Annotated in this window: 19 protein-coding genes; 8 read left to right on the top strand and 11 right to left on the bottom strand. The window is 73.2% G+C overall.

Features of this window, described 5'->3' with window-relative positions; genetic code table 11:
• Positions 1 to 2 precede the first annotated feature (2 nt).
• The gene (locus HNR40_RS33360; protein ID WP_184968463.1) at positions 3 to 641 is read right to left on the bottom strand and encodes a response regulator transcription factor; all 639 of its coding nucleotides are present in this window, start codon (positions 639 to 641) and stop codon (positions 3 to 5) included.
• Entirely contained in the window at positions 638 to 1,840 is a 1,203-nt protein-coding gene (locus HNR40_RS33365) for a sensor histidine kinase (protein WP_312896618.1), read from the bottom strand. Before HNR40_RS33365 ends, HNR40_RS33360 begins: the two co-directional genes overlap by 4 nt.
• A gap of 141 nt (positions 1,841 to 1,981) precedes the next feature.
• Here HNR40_RS33365 and HNR40_RS33370 point away from each other — a divergent pair, with 141 nt between their 5' ends.
• From HNR40_RS33370 to HNR40_RS33380, 3 genes are all read left to right on the top strand, one after another.
• Positions 1,982 to 2,542: a ClpP family protease gene (locus HNR40_RS33370; RefSeq protein WP_184968951.1), complete on the top strand. Its 561-nt coding sequence runs from the start codon at positions 1,982 to 1,984 to the stop codon at positions 2,540 to 2,542.
• A 2-nt stretch (positions 2,543 to 2,544) separates the two neighbouring features.
• Positions 2,545 to 3,159: an ATP-dependent Clp protease proteolytic subunit gene (locus tag HNR40_RS33375; RefSeq protein ID WP_184968467.1), complete on the top strand. Its 615-nt coding sequence runs from the start codon at positions 2,545 to 2,547 to the stop codon at positions 3,157 to 3,159.
• Between the two features lie 340 nt (positions 3,160 to 3,499).
• The gene (locus HNR40_RS33380; protein ID WP_184968469.1) at positions 3,500 to 4,261 is read left to right on the top strand and encodes a TSUP family transporter; all 762 of its coding nucleotides are present in this window, start codon (positions 3,500 to 3,502) and stop codon (positions 4,259 to 4,261) included.
• Here HNR40_RS33380 and HNR40_RS33385 read toward each other — a convergent pair.
• Both HNR40_RS33385 and HNR40_RS55220 read right to left on the bottom strand, forming a co-directional pair.
• Positions 4,230 to 5,438, bottom strand: coding sequence for a tetratricopeptide repeat protein (locus HNR40_RS33385; RefSeq protein ID WP_184968471.1), 1,209 nt, complete (start codon positions 5,436 to 5,438; stop codon positions 4,230 to 4,232). The genes HNR40_RS33380 and HNR40_RS33385 overlap by 32 nt on opposite strands.
• On the bottom strand, positions 5,432 to 6,769 hold the full coding sequence (locus HNR40_RS55220) for an AAA family ATPase (RefSeq protein WP_312896619.1): 1,338 nt from the start codon (positions 6,767 to 6,769) through the stop codon (positions 5,432 to 5,434). The genes HNR40_RS33385 and HNR40_RS55220 overlap by 7 nt, the downstream gene beginning before the upstream one ends.
• 61 nt (positions 6,770 to 6,830) lie before the next feature.
• Here HNR40_RS55220 and HNR40_RS33395 point away from each other — a divergent pair, with 61 nt between their 5' ends.
• The 4 genes from HNR40_RS33395 to HNR40_RS33410 are packed head-to-tail and all read left to right on the top strand — an operon-like array spanning position 6,831 to position 9,406.
• Positions 6,831 to 7,805, top strand: coding sequence for a helix-turn-helix transcriptional regulator (locus tag HNR40_RS33395; RefSeq protein ID WP_184968475.1), 975 nt, complete (start codon positions 6,831 to 6,833; stop codon positions 7,803 to 7,805).
• 30 nt (positions 7,806 to 7,835) lie between these two features.
• On the top strand, positions 7,836 to 8,465 hold the full coding sequence (locus HNR40_RS33400; RefSeq protein ID WP_184968477.1) for a LysE family translocator: 630 nt from the start codon (positions 7,836 to 7,838) through the stop codon (positions 8,463 to 8,465).
• A complete protein-coding gene (locus HNR40_RS33405) occupies positions 8,462 to 9,190 on the top strand; it encodes an alpha/beta fold hydrolase (RefSeq protein WP_184968479.1) in 729 nt (242 codons plus the stop codon). The genes HNR40_RS33400 and HNR40_RS33405 overlap by 4 nt, the downstream gene beginning before the upstream one ends.
• Positions 9,191 to 9,193: 3 nt before the next feature.
• A complete protein-coding gene (locus HNR40_RS33410; protein ID WP_184968481.1) occupies positions 9,194 to 9,406 on the top strand; it encodes a hypothetical protein in 213 nt (70 codons plus the stop codon).
• A 4-nt stretch (positions 9,407 to 9,410) separates the two neighbouring features.
• On the opposite strand, the gene HNR40_RS33415 is transcribed toward HNR40_RS33410, so the two are convergent.
• The 4 genes from HNR40_RS33415 to HNR40_RS33430 are packed head-to-tail and all read right to left on the bottom strand — an operon-like array spanning position 9,411 to position 11,508.
• Positions 9,411 to 9,842, bottom strand: a complete 432-nt coding sequence (locus HNR40_RS33415; protein ID WP_184968483.1) for an SRPBCC domain-containing protein — start codon at positions 9,840 to 9,842, stop codon at positions 9,411 to 9,413.
• Positions 9,839 to 10,162, bottom strand: a complete 324-nt coding sequence (locus tag HNR40_RS33420) for an ArsR/SmtB family transcription factor (protein ID WP_312896620.1) — start codon at positions 10,160 to 10,162, stop codon at positions 9,839 to 9,841. The genes HNR40_RS33415 and HNR40_RS33420 overlap by 4 nt, the downstream gene beginning before the upstream one ends.
• A 12-nt stretch (positions 10,163 to 10,174) precedes the next feature.
• Positions 10,175 to 10,696: a GNAT family N-acetyltransferase gene (locus tag HNR40_RS33425; RefSeq protein WP_184968485.1), complete on the bottom strand. Its 522-nt coding sequence runs from the start codon at positions 10,694 to 10,696 to the stop codon at positions 10,175 to 10,177.
• A gap of 2 nt (positions 10,697 to 10,698) precedes the next feature.
• Entirely contained in the window at positions 10,699 to 11,508 is an 810-nt protein-coding gene (locus tag HNR40_RS33430) for an SCO6745 family protein (protein WP_184968487.1), read from the bottom strand.
• Between the two features lie 29 nt (positions 11,509 to 11,537).
• Here HNR40_RS33430 and HNR40_RS33435 point away from each other — a divergent pair, with 29 nt between their 5' ends.
• Entirely contained in the window at positions 11,538 to 12,152 is a 615-nt protein-coding gene (locus HNR40_RS33435) for a CGNR zinc finger domain-containing protein (RefSeq protein ID WP_221341160.1), read from the top strand.
• Between the two features lie 9 nt (positions 12,153 to 12,161).
• Here the strand turns inward: HNR40_RS33435 and HNR40_RS33440 are convergent, their stop codons facing one another.
• Genes HNR40_RS33440 through HNR40_RS33450 form a run of 3 tightly spaced genes read right to left on the bottom strand, consistent with a single transcriptional unit; the run spans position 12,162 to position 15,551 of the window.
• Positions 12,162 to 12,845 carry a LuxR C-terminal-related transcriptional regulator gene (locus HNR40_RS33440; protein ID WP_184968957.1) on the bottom strand — a complete coding sequence of 228 codons (684 nt, stop codon included), beginning with the start codon at positions 12,843 to 12,845 and terminating at the stop codon, positions 12,162 to 12,164.
• Positions 12,846 to 12,901: 56 nt separating this feature from the next.
• Positions 12,902 to 14,107 (bottom strand): sensor histidine kinase, encoded by a 1,206-nt coding sequence (locus HNR40_RS33445; RefSeq protein WP_221341161.1) that lies wholly within the window; start codon positions 14,105 to 14,107, stop codon positions 12,902 to 12,904.
• A 4-nt stretch (positions 14,108 to 14,111) separates the two neighbouring features.
• The gene (locus HNR40_RS33450) at positions 14,112 to 15,551 is read right to left on the bottom strand and encodes an alpha/beta hydrolase (protein ID WP_184968489.1); all 1,440 of its coding nucleotides are present in this window, start codon (positions 15,549 to 15,551) and stop codon (positions 14,112 to 14,114) included.
• Positions 15,552 to 15,651 lie beyond the last annotated feature (100 nt).

A 15,651-nucleotide genomic window follows, 5' to 3' on the forward strand; every position in this document is an offset into this window, starting at 1 on the left:
CCTCAGGACGGGCTGACGAACCCCGACTCGTAGGCGGCGATGACGGCCTGGGTGCGGTCGCGGGCGCCGAGCTTGGTCAGCACGTTGCCGACGTGCGTCTTGACCGTCTCGGCGCTCACCACCAGCTCGGCGGCGATCTCGCTGTTGGACAGCCCCTTGGTCATCAGCCGCAGCACGTCGCCCTCGCGCCCGGTCAGCCGCTCGATCCCCGGCACCGGCACCCGCGGACGGCTGCCCGCAAGACCCCGGATCGCCGCGGGGAACAGCAGCGACTCGCCCCTGGCCACCGTCCTGATCGCGCTCACCAGCTCCTCCGGCCTGGTCCGCTTGAGCAGGAAACCGTCGGCGCCGGCCCGCAGCGCGTCGTAGACGTAGTCGTCGTTCTCGAACGTGGTCACCACCAGCACCTTCGGCGGCTCCTCCATCGCCACGAGCTGCCGGGTGGCCTGGATGCCGTCCACGGCGGGCATCCGCACGTCCATGAGCACCACGTCGGGCCGCTCCCTGCGCACCACCGGGACCACCGCGGCCCCGTCGGCCGCCTCGCCCACGACGCTGAGATCGGGCTCGGAGTCGAGGATGATGCGCAGGCCGGCGCGGATGAGGTCCTCGTCGTCGGCGATCACGATCCTGACTGTCATGGGCTCGACCGTAGCGGCAGCCGTACCGAGACCTGCCATCCGCCCTCGGCGGGTCCGGCCTCCAGCTCGCCGCGCAGCAGCCGGACGCGCTCACGCATCCCGGTCACGCCCCGCCCGCCGCCGCGTCCCCGCCGGGCCGCCGCGGGGTTGCTGACCTCGAGTTTAAGATCGTCTCCCTGTACGGCTGCCGCCAGCCGTACCGGACCATGACCGTGTTTGATGGCGTTCGTGAGCGCTTCCTGCACGATGCGGTACGCCTCGCGCGACACCACGGCGGGCACCCCGCTCAGATCGCCCACCTCCGCGCGCACCTCGGCGCCCGAGGCGCGCACCAGCGCGTCGAGGTCGGCCAGCGTGGCCTGTGGCTCAGTGCCGCCACGGCCGCCGCTACCGGCGCGGTCCTCGCGCAGGACGCCGAGCACGTGGTCGAGGTCGTCCAGGGCCGAGCGCGCCGACTGCTCGATGGCGGCCAGCGCGGCGCGGGCGGTGTCGGGGTCGCGGTCCAGGACGCGGCCCGCGGCGGCGGCCTGGAGGGTGACGACGCTGAGCGCGTGGCCGACCGAGTCGTGCAGCTCGCGGGCGAGCCGGTTGCGTTCGGCCAGGCCGCGCGCCTGCTCCTCGACGGCGGCCAGCCGCTCCTCCGGGGTGGGGCCGAGCAGCACGGGGGCCAGCCTGGCCAGCAGCGCCCCGGCCCCCGCCACCGCGAACACCAGCACGACCAGCAGCGCGACGCCGGCCAGCGTCCAGGGCAGCGCGGCCCAGCCAGGCCCGATGGAGTAGCCGAGCCAGGTGGCGCCGTGCCAGGGCAGCGCCAGTGTCCACACCGTGAACGGCACGATCGCCAGCGTGCAGCCGCTCATGATCCCGCCGACGCCCAGGTGGAGCGTGAACCAGGCGGCGGTGCGGCGGCGCTCCTGCCAGCTGCGGCGGGCCTGGCGCGGCGGGGTGTCGACGTGCACGCCGAGCAGGCCCTGCGCGGCGTTGACCTCCAGGGCGCGCACCGGCAGGAACAGCCCGGTCAGCGCCACGACGGGCATGACCGCCGCGAACACGCCCAGCTCGACCGGCAGCATCAGGTCGGGCACCCGGCTGCCGCCGCTGAGCACGCCCGACATCAGCACCCCGGCCATCATGTACGGCATCAGCAGCGCGCCCCCGAGCACCAGGCAGGCCCACCGCCTGGCGAGGTTCTTTCTCACAGGGTGCATTGTATGTCGATGAAAATTCGCGCACGGCATAATACGCCTTTAGGGAAATCCCCCGTGAGCGAAAAGAAAGCCGAATTCAGGGCCGCCGGGTCTACCGTCGGAAGCAATTGCACTTCGACGGAAAGGCAGGTCATGACAGAGACGAAGCAGTGGCCGGAGCAGTTGGGCCAGCGTTTGCTGAAGGAGCGCATCCTCGTTCTCGGCCAGGAGGTCGACGACGAGATTTGCAATCGGCTCTGTGGTGAGCTGCTTTTGCTCGCGGCCGAGGACCCGAAGCGCGACGTGACCCTTTACATCAATTCACCGGGCGGTTCCGTGTCCGCCGGCATGGCGCTGTACGACATGATGCAGTTCGTGCCCTGCGACGTGGCCACGGTCGCGATGGGCTTCGCCGCCTCGATGGGGCAGCTGCTGTTGTGCGGCGGCGCGCCGGGCAAGCGCTACGCGCTGCCCAACGCCAGGATCGTCATGCACCAGCCGCTCGGCGGCATCGGCGGCTCGGCCACCGACATCCAGATCCAGGCGGAAAACCTGATGTACACCAAGCGGCGCATGGCCGAGCTCATCGCCTTCCACACCGGGCAGCCGCTGGAGCGCATCAGGGAGGACTCCGACCGCGACCGCTGGTTCACCGCGCAGGAGGCCCTGGAGTACGGATTCGTCGACCACATCTCCAGCAGCGGGGTGAACTGACCATGAGCGGACGCTACGTCCTGCCCTCCTTCACCGAGCGCACCTCCTACGGCATGAAGGAGATGACCCCTTACAACAAGCTGTTCGAGGACCGGATCGTCTTCCTCGGCACCCCGATCGACGACACCAGCGCCAACGACGTGATGGCGCAGCTGCTGACGCTGGAGTCGCTCGACCCCGACCAGGACATCCAGCTCTACATCAACTCGCCCGGCGGCTCCCACACCGCCATGACCGCCATCTACGACACCATGCAGTACGTGCGCCCCGAGATCCAGACCGTCTGCATCGGCGAGGCCGCCTCGGCCGCCGCCGTCCTGCTGGCGGCCGGGGCGCCGGGCAAGCGGGCCGCGCTGCCGCACGCCCGGGTGCTGCTGCACCAGCCGTCCACGGAGGGCGGGCGCGGGCAGTCCAGCGACCTGGAGATCCACGCCAGGGAGATCCTGCGCATGCGCGACCAGCAGGAGCAGATCCTGGCCCGGCACACCGGCCGCAACGACCTGGAGATCCGGCGCGACCTCGAACGCGACCGCATCTTCACCGCCGAACAGGCCCGCACCTACGGCCTGATCGACGACGTCTTCGCGGGCCGCAAGCGCATGCTCGTCCCCCGCTAACCCCCCTATTCCGGGGGTACGGCGGCGCGGCTGCCCACCCAGGTTCCCCGGCATTCCGGCAGCCGCACATGTGCCGGAGTGCCGGGGAACCCTCACTAGGGAGAGACCATCGCACCAGGGTCCGTCCGGCGCTCCGGCTGCGGAGCCGCCGGGCGGCCCGTGGTCTCAGCGGGCCGATCTCCGGTGCCGCACCGTGTGCCGCCTCCCGGGTCCTGGAGACGTTCGGGTTCTGGGGATGCTGACCGGGCTGGGGGAGTTGGGGGTTACCCCCGAGTGCGGGGAGTTTGGGTGGGGTTTGTACCCTCATGGCGGTCCGTGTGGGCCGTGACGGGGGAGTGGCGTGTCGCTGGAACAGGTCGTCGTGTTGCTCGTGGCCGCCGCCGGAGCGGGGTGGGTGGACGCGGTCGTGGGCGGGGGCGGGCTGCTCCAACTGCCCGCGCTCATGGTGGCGGGCATCCCGCCGGTGCAGGCCATGGCGACCAACAAGCTGTCGTCCGTCTTCGGCACCACCACCGCCGCCATCACGTACGTGCGCTCCACCAAGCTGGACCGGCAGGTGGCGATCCCGGCGGGGGCGCTGGCGGTGCTGAGCTCCGGGCTCGGGGCCACGGCGGCGGTGGCGATCAGCGCCGAGGTGCTGCGGCCGGTGGTCATGGTGGTGCTGCTGGGGGTGGCGGCGTTCGTCACGTTGCGGCCCGCGATGGGCCAGGTGCCGAAGCCGCACCTGCGCACCAACGCCCGGGTGGTCGCGGCGGTCGCGGTCGGCGGCGTGGGCATCGCCTTCTACGACGGCATCATGGGGCCGGGCACCGGCACCTTCCTCATCATCGCGTTCACCACCATCCTGGGCCTCGACTTCGTCAACGCCAGCGCCACCGCGAAGATCATCAACATCGGGACCAACGTGGGCGCCCTCGTCGTCTTCGGGCTGCAGGGGCACGTGCTGTGGACGCTGGGGCTCGGCATGGCCGTGTGCAACATCGCCGGCGCCCGCCTGGGCGCCCGCATGGCACTCAAACGCGGCGCCTCGTTCGTCCGCGTCGTGCTGCTGATCGTCGTGGCCGCCATGGTCACCCGCCTGGCCTGGCAACAGTTCGCCTGACCAGGCGGCGGACCGCGCCGGCGATCCAGATGGTGCCCAGCGCCGCGTACGCCGCCGGCAAGCCCAGCGTCTGCCCCGAGGGAAGTGCCGCCGAGGTCACCACGGTGGTGGCCAGCAGGGCGGTCCAGCCGTACAGGATGGTGCGACCGCGGCGGGCGGAGGTGTGGGCGGCTTCCTGCAGCGGCGTGACCAGCGCCATCACCGCGAACCCCGCTGTGCCCAGCGGTTCGTGGCCGAGCGCGATGCCCGTCACCAGCGTCGCCAGCCCGACGACGGCCAGTGCCCAGCTCAGCGCGGCGGTGCGGGCCTCGGCGGCCGACAGCAGCAGGCGGGTACGGGCGCCCAGGTGCAGGCGGAGCGTCGCCCACGCCTCGGCCAGCCACGCCGCCCAGTGCAGTAACGCGATGACGACGAAGACGAGGATGATCGGCGGGACCGCGGGGAGAAGGAGGAGCAGCCGCCAGCCGCCCCGGTAACGCTCCCGCACCCGGGTCAGCGCCCGGTGCAGCGGGTTGCGCCGCTTGAGCGCGAGTACGAGCAGGTCGCGGGCGTCGTCGAAGCCGGGCGCCAGGCGCAGCACCTCGCGGAAGGCGTCGGCGGCGCGCGCGGGGTCGCCGTGGGCCAGTTCGAGGCGGCCGAGTGCCAGATGGGCGTTGGCGTTCTCGGGGTCGAGCGCGAGCGCGCGGGCGGCTGCGGCGTGGGCGTCGGGCACCTGGCCGAGGCCGGTGAGGGCGAGGGCGAGCAGGGTGGCGGGGTCGGCGTCCTCGGGGTCGAGGGCGAGGGCCTGGCGGGCGGCGGCGACGGCCTCGTCGTACTGGCCGGCGCTGAGGCGTACCCGGGCCAGAAGCTCCCACAGCGGCGCCCACTCCGGGTTGAGCGCGAGGGCGACCTGGATCGGCGGCAGGGCCTCGTGCAGGCGGCGCGCCCGGTAGTGGACCTGGCCGGCGATGTAGTGCGGGAACCAGGTGTCGGGCGCCAGCTTGATCGCCTCGCCGGCGGCGTCCGACGCCTCCACCCACCGGTCCTGGTAGCTGAGGGCGAGGGCGAGGTAGGCGTGGGCGTGGGAGTTGCCGGGGTCCCGGGCCAGGACGCCGTGCAGCTCGCGGGCCGCCTCGGGCGCGCGGCGCAGGTCGAGCAGGGCGCGGGCGCGCCGGATGCCGTCCTCCGCGGTCACCATGTCCGGTTGACCCAGGGCAGGAGCTCGTCCCACGCGCCGGAGTCGTTGGCGTGCATGACGTAGTTGCGGGCGGTGGCCAGCCATTCGCGTACCGAGCTCGGCCGCTGCGACTTGGTGAGGGCGAGCAGGTCGCGGGTGGTCAGCGGGACCGGGCGCCCGGCGGCGATGGACTCGCGCAGTTTGTCCTCCACGGCCCGATCGACCAGGCCCTTGAGGTCGGCGCCCACGTAGTCGGTGGTGGCCTTGGCGACGGCGTCGAAGTCCATCTCGGCCAGTGGCTTGTCACGGCACAGGATGCGCAGGATCGCCGCCCGCGCCGCGAGGTCCGGCGGCGGCACGAACACGAGCTGGTCGAAGCGGCCCGGACGGCGGAAGGCCACGTCGATGTACCAGGGCGCGTTGGTGGCGGCGAGCACGAGCACGCCCTCGTTGGCCTTGTCGTCGACGCCGTCGAGCTCGGCCAGGAACTGGTTGACGATCTGCCGGTTGTGCGCCTGGCGCATGTCGGAGCGCCGCGCGGCCAGGGCGTCCACCTCGTCGAAGAACAGCACGCACGGCCGGCTGCGGCGGGCGGCGTCGAAGATGTTGTGCAGGTTGCGCTCGCTCTGGCCGACGTACATGTCGAGGACGTCGGACAGGCCCACGCTCACGAACGACGCGCCCAGCTCGCCGGCCGCCGCCCTGGCCAGGTGGGTCTTGCCGCCGCCGGGCGGCCCGTAGAGCAGCACCCCGCCGCCGGCGCGCTTGCCGAAGGCGGCGAACAGCTCCGGCTGCTGCACCGGCAGCAGCAGCTTGACCCGCAGCGCCTCCTTGACGCCCTCCATCCCGGCCACGTCGGCGAAGGTGACCCGCTGGTCGTACGGCTCCGCGGGCTCCTCCGCCCGCTTGCCGAACGGCTCCTCTACCGGCTGCGAAACCCGGGGCGGCACAGGCGCGGCCAGGCGGGCGGCCAGCTCGGGATCGGCGGCCTCCGGCGCGCGCATGACCGCCTCGTGGTAGCGGAACCCCGCCTGGGCCACGTCCCCCTCGTCGAGCAGCGCGCGGGCGGCGATCACGCCCATGCGCGGCGGGTATCCGGGCTGGGCCAGGAAGGGCTCCAGGGCCGACAGCGCAGCGCCGTACGCGCCCTGCCGGGCGAACGCCTCGGCCAGTCCGGCCGTGATGCCCGGGTCGCGCGGCGCGAGCAGGAGGGCGGCGCGGTACTCGCGCTCGGCCTCGGCGAGGTAGCCCTTGTCCAGGAGCAGGTCGGCCAGGTGCCGGCGCAGGGGCAGGTTGTCGGGGGACAGGCGCGCCGCTTCGCGCAGCGCCTGCAGGCCGCTGTCATCAACCACGATGGGGCATCCCTTCTGTCCGGCTAAATGCGGCAAGAAACCTATCGCGTAGGGTGCTGGCATGCGCGCCAGCCGCCTGCTCTCCCTGCTTCTTCTGCTCCAGACCCGGGGCAGGATGACGGCGGGTGAGCTGGCCGAGGAGCTGGAGGTGTCGGTCAGGACCGTCTACCGCGACGTGGACGCGCTGTCGGCGGCGGGCGTCCCTGTCTACGCCGACCGCGGCCCGGCCGGCGGCTACCAGTTGCTCGACGGCTACCGCACCCGGCTCAACGGCCTGACCGCCGAGGAGGCCTCGTCGCTGTTCCTGACGGGCCTGCCCGGCCCGGCGGCGGAGCTGGGGCTGTCGGAGGTGGTGGCCAACGCCGAGCTCAAACTGCTGGCGGCGCTGCCGCCCGAGCCGCGCTCGCACGCCTCCCACATGCGCGAGCGGTTCCTGCTCGACGTGCCGGGCTGGTACCGGGGGGCCGACGACGTGCCGCTGCTGAGCGTGGTGGCCGAGGCGGTGTGGGAGCAGCGGGCGGTGCTGATGACCTACCGGCGCTGGGGGCAGCAGGTGGTCGAGCGCCTCGTGCATCCGTACGGGCTGGTGCTGAAGGGCGGCTCCTGGTATCTGGTGGCGGCTCCGGCAGGGGGCGGCGACCCGCGCACCTACCGGGTCTCGCGTGTCCTGACCGCCGAGCCGGGCGGGCACTCCTTCGAGCGGCCGCAGGACTTCGAGCTGGGCGGCTTCTGGCGGGCCTACGCGCAGGAGTTCCGCGAACGCATGTACAAGGCCGAGGCGGTGATCAGGACGGCGCCCGGCATCGAGAAGCTGCTGGCCTACACGATGGGCGACGACGTGGTGGCCGGGGCGATGGCGGCGGCGGGCGAGCCGGACGCCGAGGGCTGGCGCACGCTCACGGTGCCGATCGAGTCGATCACCCACGCCCGGTGGCTGCTGCTGCGGATGGGCGCGAGCGTGGAGGTGCTCGGGCCGCCTGAGCTGCGCGAGATGATGGCCGAGGCGGTCGCCGAGCTGGGAAAAATCTACGGCTGACATATCCGGACGCGTGCGAGTATGGCCGCCATGTATCTTCTCGCTTTCATCGGCGCGTGCGTCCTGGTGGCGATGGTCCCCGGGGTGAGCACCGCGATCATCCTGCGCCAGACGCTGCGCGCGGGCCGAGGCTCCGGCATGGCCGCCACGCTCGGCAACGAGACCGGCATCTTCCTGTGGGCCCTGGCCGCCGCCTTCGGCCTGTCGGCTCTGCTGCTGGCCTCCCAGTTCGCCTATGACGTGATGCGCGTGGCGGGCGCCGGCGTCCTGTTGTACATGGGCGCGCAGTCGTTGTGGCAGGCCCGCAAGCGCCGCCAGGCAGCGGCAGATCCCGCGCTCGCCGAACCCGTGGCCGTGGACGGCTGGCGCCGGTCCTACCTCGCCGGCCTCGGCACCTGCCTGGCCAACCCCAAGGCCGCGGTGTTCGCCCTGTCGTTCCTGCCGCAGTTCGTGCCCCAGGGCCAGAACGTGCCGCTCACGCTCGTCGCCCTCGCCGTCATCTGGGTGCTCGTCGACACCATCTGGTACGGCCTGGTCATCTGGACGGTCGCCCGCGCCAAGGCGCTGCTCTCCCGCCCGTCCGTGCGCCGCCGCCTGGAGCAGATCTCCGGCGTCGTGCTCATCGGGCTCGGTCTGCGCCTGGTCCTGGAGTCACGATGACGATCTGGTACGGCGCGGCCGGATCCGGCGACCCGGTGCTGTTGCTGCACGCCGGCGTGGCCGACTCCCGCATGTGGGAGCCCCAGCTGGCGGAGCTGACCGAGCGCTTCCGCGTCATCACCCCCGACTACCGGGGCTTCGGCCGTACCCCTTACGAGTCGGCGGAGCCGTTCAGCACCTGCGGGGACGTCGCGGACGTGCTGGACGCGGAGGGACACGAGCGCGCGGCGATCGTCGCATCCTCCTACGGCTGCCGCATCGCACTCCAGCTGGCCCAGCAGGGCCGCGCCACCCGCCTGGTGCTGCTCAACCCGGGCTCCGACCTGCCCAGGACCGACGACCTCAGGGCGTTCGGCGCCGAGGAGGACCGGCTGCTGGAACTGGGCGACATCCAGGCCGCCGCCGAGCTGAACGCCGCCACCTGGCTCGGCCCCGAGGCCACGGACGAGGTGCGCGCCCTGGTCGCGGAGATGCAGGCGCGGGCCTTCTCGCTGCAGCTCGGCCGCGAGGTGGACGAGTTCGAGCCCGACTTCACGCTCGCCGGGATCGGCGTGCCGGCCCTGGTCGTCGGCGGCGCCCACGACCTGCTCCACTTCCGGCAGAGCGCCCGCCACCTGGCGGAGAACCTGCCGGACGCGCGGCTCGTGGAGCTCGACTGGGCCGGTCATCTGCCGTCCCTGGAACGTCCGAAGGTGATCACAACGCTGTTGCTGGACTACCTTTAGTCCATGACGAACGACCTGGCAGCCCTGGTACGGCAGGCACAGGACGAGGATCCGCTGGCGGCCCTGCGGGCCACGACCGCGCTGCGGCGCGAGATCGAGCGCATGGAGGCGGTGCAGGTCCGCCGGGCGCGGGTCGCGGGCCTGCCCTGGGCGACGATCGCCGACGCGATCGGGGTGAGCAAGCAGGCCGCGCACAAGAAGTACGGCAGACGCTGACCCGTCAGCGGCCGAGGAAGTCGGCGTACCACTTGAGGCCGATGTTCCAGGAGTACCCGCGGCGGATCCGCCCCGCCACGTCCGGTGGCAGCGTGTCCAGACCGCGGTGCACCAGCACGACCTCGGTGCCGCCGGCCACCCCGCGGAACTCCACCTCGATCTCCATCGCCCCGTCGTTGAGCAGGTCGGCCCACACCAGGCGCCGGGGCGGCTCCCAGGAGAGGATCCGGCCGGTGTCGACGTGCCCGCCGTCCTTCCAGACCTCGCGCAGGTAACCGTCCTCGAACCTGATCCCGGCCGCCCGCTCGGCGTTCACCCAGCTGTACGGCCCGCGCACGTACCAGGCGTCGATCTCGTCGGTGAACACCCGGAACGCGGTGCCGGGATCGGCGGCCACCGTCACGCTCACGGTGACCGAGTCGGTGCCCCCGCTCACCGCTCGCGCTCCACGTGGTCCTTGAACGAGCCGAGCTGCTCGGCCCAGAACGCCTGGACCTGGTCCAGCCAGGCCTGCAGCGCGGTGAAGGGCTCGGGGCGCAGCGAGTAGAGGCGCAGGCGGGCGTCGTCGTCGCCGGTCTCGGCCTGGACGAGCCCGCCGACGCGCAGCACCCGCAGGTGCCGGCTGAGCGCGGGCGCGCTCATCTGGACCGCCTCGGCCAGCTCCCCGGCCGGTCGCGGCCCCTCCCGGAGCAGGTCGACGACCTTGCGCCGGGTCGGGTCGGCGAGCGCTGATAGCGTGGCGTCCAGGTCGTTCACTGTCCCCAGCCCTTAACCGTTAACGTCTGAGGCAACCATATCCCAGGTGAACACGATCGCCCCCGGCCCGTCGTTGAGCCGCCACCAGCCCAGCCGTTCGTAGAGCCGCACGGCGTCCGGCGCCTGCGTGGAGGTCAGCAGCCAGCGGCGTGGCGCGCCGGCGCACAGCTCGTCCAGCATGCGGCCGGCCAGGCCCCGGCCGCGGGCCTGCGGCGAGACGGCCAGCTCGGTCACCTCCAGCGCCCCGGTCAGCCGCTCGGCTCCGGCGATCTCCGCCGCCCACGTGTAGGAGCGGCGCTGGGGGAGGGGCGAAGGGGTGGTGAAGGCGGTGCCGAATCCGCAGGGGCGGCCGTCCGAGGTGGCGAGCACCGCCACGAACCCCGCCCGCCGGGAGTCCTCGGCGAGCCGCACGCGGAAGGCTTCGATCTCGTCCTCGCCCTCGTTCCACGGCGGCGGCCCGAACGCCTCCCGGTACACCGTGACCAGGGCCTCGACGCGGGCCCGCGCGGACTCACCCGTCAGTCGCTCGATCATCGTCAGTCCGGGGCCTTGACGGTGGCGATGCCCAGCGTGCTGGTCATGGGCAGGACACCGGCCTCGAAGACCGCGCCGAGGACCGGGCCGTTGAGCTGGGCCAGGCGCTGGGCACGCTCCTCGCCCAGGCCGCGCCACGGCGCGGCGGCCAGCTCGTCGGTCATGCGTTCCACCTGGTCGCGCAGCGCGCGTCCGGCCTCGGTGGCCAGGCCGTCGGAGTCGATGAGCCCGCGCTCGCGCAGCCGTTCGGCGGCGGCCGCCCATTCCTCGGAGTTCCAGCCGCGGCCGGCGAAGGTCTCGACCGGCGCGGCGCCGATGGCGGCGAAGGAGACGAGCGACTCGCAGCCGTCCAGCCCGGCCGCCTGGAGCGCGGCGAGGTGCCCGTCGCCGCGGTGCTCGCGCAGGATGGTCGCCGCCTGCCAGAGCGCCAGGTGCGGCTCGGCGGGCCAGGGCTGGTCGAGGTTGGCGGCGGCAAGAGGGCGTCCGGGCGTGGTGATGCTCTCGGCCGCTGACCGGGCCAGCTCGGCGGCTTCGGCCAGGGCTGGGGAGGTCAGCTGGTCGCCCAGCCAGTCGCGGTAGAGGTGGTCAACGGCTTCCAGACGGGCGGTCAGCACCTCGGCGGGGGAGGCGGTGGCCCAGATGGCCGGCACGTGCTCGGCGATCATGGCCGGGCTGAAGCTGTAGTAGGCGGCGCTGACCAGGTGCGGGCCGGCCGTGCCCAGAGGCGCGGTGCGCCAGGCGAAGTAGACGGCGGCGTGGACGGGCTCCAACTGGTGCCACATGCTGCGGGCAAGTCTGGAGATCGTGGACATGAGGTGACCTCTCACTGTCTAATAAGATTATGACAGTGACGATAGACGCCTGGCGCATCACTGGTCAATCCCAAATAGACAGTTATGTCGGGCGATGGGCGGAGCTGGCCGTCGTGCTGGTGAACGTCCTCGCCGTTGACCACGCGCAGGGCCGTACCCGGCCGCTTCCCGCGACGGCGGCCGAACGGCTGGCGGCGCTCGAACCCGCGCTGGCGGACTGGCGCGCCCGCCACCCCCGCGGCGCGGGCGGCGGCGGCCCGCTCGACACCGACCGGCTGGCCGAGGTGGCCACCGCCCTGCGACCCGCCTTCACGGACGGGCCGTACGCGGGCGTGGCCGAGCTCAACGCCCTCCTGGTACGGCACGGCGCCGTCCCCAACCTCCACGGTGAGCCTCCGGTGCTGGCCTTTCACGCGGTCGAGGCCGACGTGGCCGGCGCGATGGCCGCGGACGCGGGGACGGCGCTGGCGATGGTCATCGGCGTCGGGCAGGGGGAGCGGCTGGCCTCGTGCCAGGCGGCGGGGTGCGAGCTGGTGTTCTTCGACGTCACGCGGAACGCCTCGCGCCGGTTCTGCGGGCTGGCCTGCCAGAACCGGGCCAAGGCCGCCGCGTACCGGGCCCGGCGCGGTAAATCTACAACGTAAAGGAGGCCTTCAGTGGCCCGGCGTCACCAGGCCGGACTCGTAGGCGACGACGACCAGCTGGGCCCGGTCGTGCGCGTCGAGCTTGGCCAGCAGGCGGCGGACATGGGTCTTGACCGTCACGCGTGAGATGCCCAGGTGCTCGGCGATCTGGTCGTTGGTGCGGCCGCGGGCGATCAGGAGCAGCACCTCCCGCTCGCGCTCGCTCAACCCGGCCAGCTCGGCCATCGGCACACTCGCGCGCCCCACACTCCCACCACCGCTCCCGTCACGACCGTTCACAGCACTGCCTTTCACAGCACTGCCTTTCGCGGCGCCCCCGGGGCGGCGGGCGAACTCGGCGATCAGGCGCGTGGTGACGCTGGGCGCGAGCAGCGCCTGCCCGTCGGCGACCACACGCAGCGCGGCCAGCAGGTCGGCGGCGGGCGTGTCCTTCAGCAGGAACCCGCTGGCCCCCGCGCGCAACGCCCCGTAGACGTACTCGTCGAGGTCGAAGGTGGTCAGAACCAGCACGCGCACCCCCTCGGCCCCGGGCAGCGCGCGGATGCGGCCGGTGGCCTCCAGGCCGGTCATGCCGGGCATGCGGATGTCCATGAGCACGACGTCCGGAAGCAGTTCGGCGGCCAGCGCGACGGCCTCGTCGCCGGTGCCCGCCTCGCCGACCGTGACCAGGTCGTCCGAGCTGTCGATGAGCATGCGGAAGGCGGCCCGCACCAGCCGTTCGTCGTCGGCGACGAGGACCGTGCGCCGCTTCACCGCTCCTCCTGGGCGAGCCGCGCGCCCACGGTCTCATCGGGCAGGAAGGCCTCCACGGCGAACCCACCCGTGGGCAGCGGCCCGGCCGTCAGCTCGCCACCGTAGAGCGCGACGCGCTCGCGCATCCCCGCCAGCCCATGGCCGCCACTCATGGGCGGTTCCACACGCCGTCCGGATCGCGGCCCCTCGTCGGTGATCCGCACCCGCACCCCGTCGCGGGCGGCGGCGACGGTGACCAGGCAGCGGGTGGGCGCGGCGTGCTTGGCCGTGTTGGTGAGCGCCTCCTGCACCAGCCGGTACACGGTCAGCCCCGGCCCGTTGCCCAGCCGCAGCCCGGGGTCCACGTCGAGGGTGACCTCGACGCCCGCGGCCCCGGCGGCGCCGGCCAGTTCCGGCAGCGCGGCGAGCCCCGGCGCGTCGCCGGGGGCGCCGTCGTCCTCGCGGCGCAGGAGCCCGAGCATGCGCCGCATCTCGACCTGCGCCGCCCTGCCGGTCGCCTCGATCAGGGCCAGGGCCTCGCGCGCCGCCGCCGGCCGCGCCTCGGCCACGTGCGCGGCCACGGACGCCTGAACGGTGATCACGCTCATGCTGTGCGCCACGCTGTCGTGCAGGTCCCTGGCGATGCGCAGCCGCTCATCGAGTACGGCTTCGCGCGCGGTCCTGGCCGCCAGCCGCGTCATGTACAGGCGGCGCTCGCGCACGACCAGCCCGGTGGCCCACTGGCTGGCGAACAGGAACCAGCAGATCAGCACAGCTCCCACCGCCTCGGACGCGGGCCGCGTACCCAGGATGATCGCGCTCAGCCCGATGCCCACGACCAGCAGCGCGGCCAGGGCGGTGCCGCGCCGGCAGTTGACCGCGACCGTGTACAGGGCGATGGTCACCGCCATCGGCTGGTTCCAGGCCAGCACCCGCAGCGCGTCGGGGAACCCGTCCACCTCCAGCGGCCCGGTCGGCACGATCCCGGCCTGCAACGACAGGGCGGCCGCCGCGGAGATGGCGACCAGCACCGGCAGGGGCCACAGCCGCCGCACCGCGAGCGGCGCGTACATGCACACGACGTAAGGCGCCGCAGCCGGTGTCCCGAGCGCCACGGCCGCGCCGCCCAGCAGGAGGGTGAGACCGGCGGCCATGGCGACGTCCAGCGCTACCCAGTGCCGGTGGCGCAGCCGTCCCACCAGCAGCAGAGGGCGCTCGTCCATGGGTTCACGGTACGGCAGGGCAGGACAGGTTCCGGCCTGGCCGTTCGCCGCGCAGCAGGTATCCCTCGACCGCGCCGGTGACGCACGGCCCGCCGCCGGGGTAGGCGCCGTGCAGGTCGCCCTCGTAGGTGAGGAGGATGCCGGTGCGCAGCTGCTTGGCGAGGCCGGCGGCGCCGCTCAGCGGGGCGGCGACGTCCTTGCGGGAGCCGATGACGACGACGGGGGTGGCGCCGGTGTGCGTGACGGTGCGGCCTTCGGCGTCGGCCCCGACCGGCCAGTAACGGCAGCCCGCGGCGAGGAACCCACTGGTGACCCCGATCGGCCCGAACACCGGCGACAGGCGGGTCAGCTCGGCCTGGTCGCGGCGCAGCTCCTTCTCGCTGGGGCGGATCCGGTCGCGGCAGTAGACGGCGAGGTTGGTGGCGGTGCTGGCGTAGGAGCCGTAGGTGCCGCCGGGCTGGGGCTGGGTCACGTAGTCGGAGACGGCCAGCAGGGTCTCGCCGTCGCCCTTGACCGCCTGGCCGAGCGCCGCCGACAGGCCGGGCCAGGCCTCGGGCGCGGTGGCGAAGGTCAGCGCCGAGGTGGCCAGGGCGCGGCCCAGGCGGCGCTCGCCGACCCGCAGCGGGTTGTGCTCCAGGCGCTTGAGCAGGCGTTCGACGGTTCTGGCCGGGTTCTTGCCGAGTTCGCAGGCGCGGCGGGCGCAGTCGGCGAGGAAACGTTCGTAGCTGGACTGGAGGGCGAGGGTGACGCCGCGTTCCAGCTGGAGGAGGCTCTGGCGGGGTTCGACGCCGGCGTCGAGCACCATCCTGCCGAGCCTGCCGGGGAAGAGGGTGGCGTAGACGCCGCCGAGGGCGCTGCCGTAGGACTTGCCGTAGTAGTGGAGCTTGTCCTCGCCGAGTGCGGCGCGCAGGCGGTCGAGGTCGCGGGCGGTGTCGGCGGTGCCGGCGTGCGGCAGGATCCGGGCGGAGTCCTTGGCGCAGGCGCGGACGAACGCGGCCGTCTCGCGGCGGAACGCCTTGGTGTAGCCGGGGTCGAGCTCGACCAGGCGGGCCCAGGCGCGGCCGTCGCCGCAGCGCACCGGCGCGGTGCCGCCGGAGCCGCGCGGGTCGAAGCCGATCAGGTCGTATCCGGCGCGCAGCGCCTGGTACTGGGCGTGGGTGGCGCCCAGGATGGCGACGCCGTTGCCGCCGCCGCCGAAGTTCATGACCAGCGAGCCGATGCGCTTACCGGTGGCCTTGAAGCGGGAGACGGCGACGTCGAGGGTGCCGGCCCTGGGGTTGGCGTGGTCGAGGGGGACGGTGAGCGTCCCGCACTCCATGCCCGCCACCTTCTGGGCGCACGCGCCCCAGGAGATGGCGGGTGTGGCCGCCGCCTGGGCCGGGGCGGCGAGCCCGGTGAGCAGGAGGGCTCCGGCGAGCAGGGGCGCGCCCGGGGATCTGAGCAAAGCAACCGCCTTCGTGTCGGTGGGTGTGCTCAAAACCCTTCCAGCGGCGGGCCGCGCGGGCGTCCTCACCTGGGACGAAACCCCTGGAGGCGCCCTCCGC

The sequence above is a fragment of the Nonomuraea endophytica genome, assembly GCF_014203235.1.
Lineage (GTDB): Bacteria > Actinomycetota > Actinomycetes > Streptosporangiales > Streptosporangiaceae > Nonomuraea > Nonomuraea endophytica.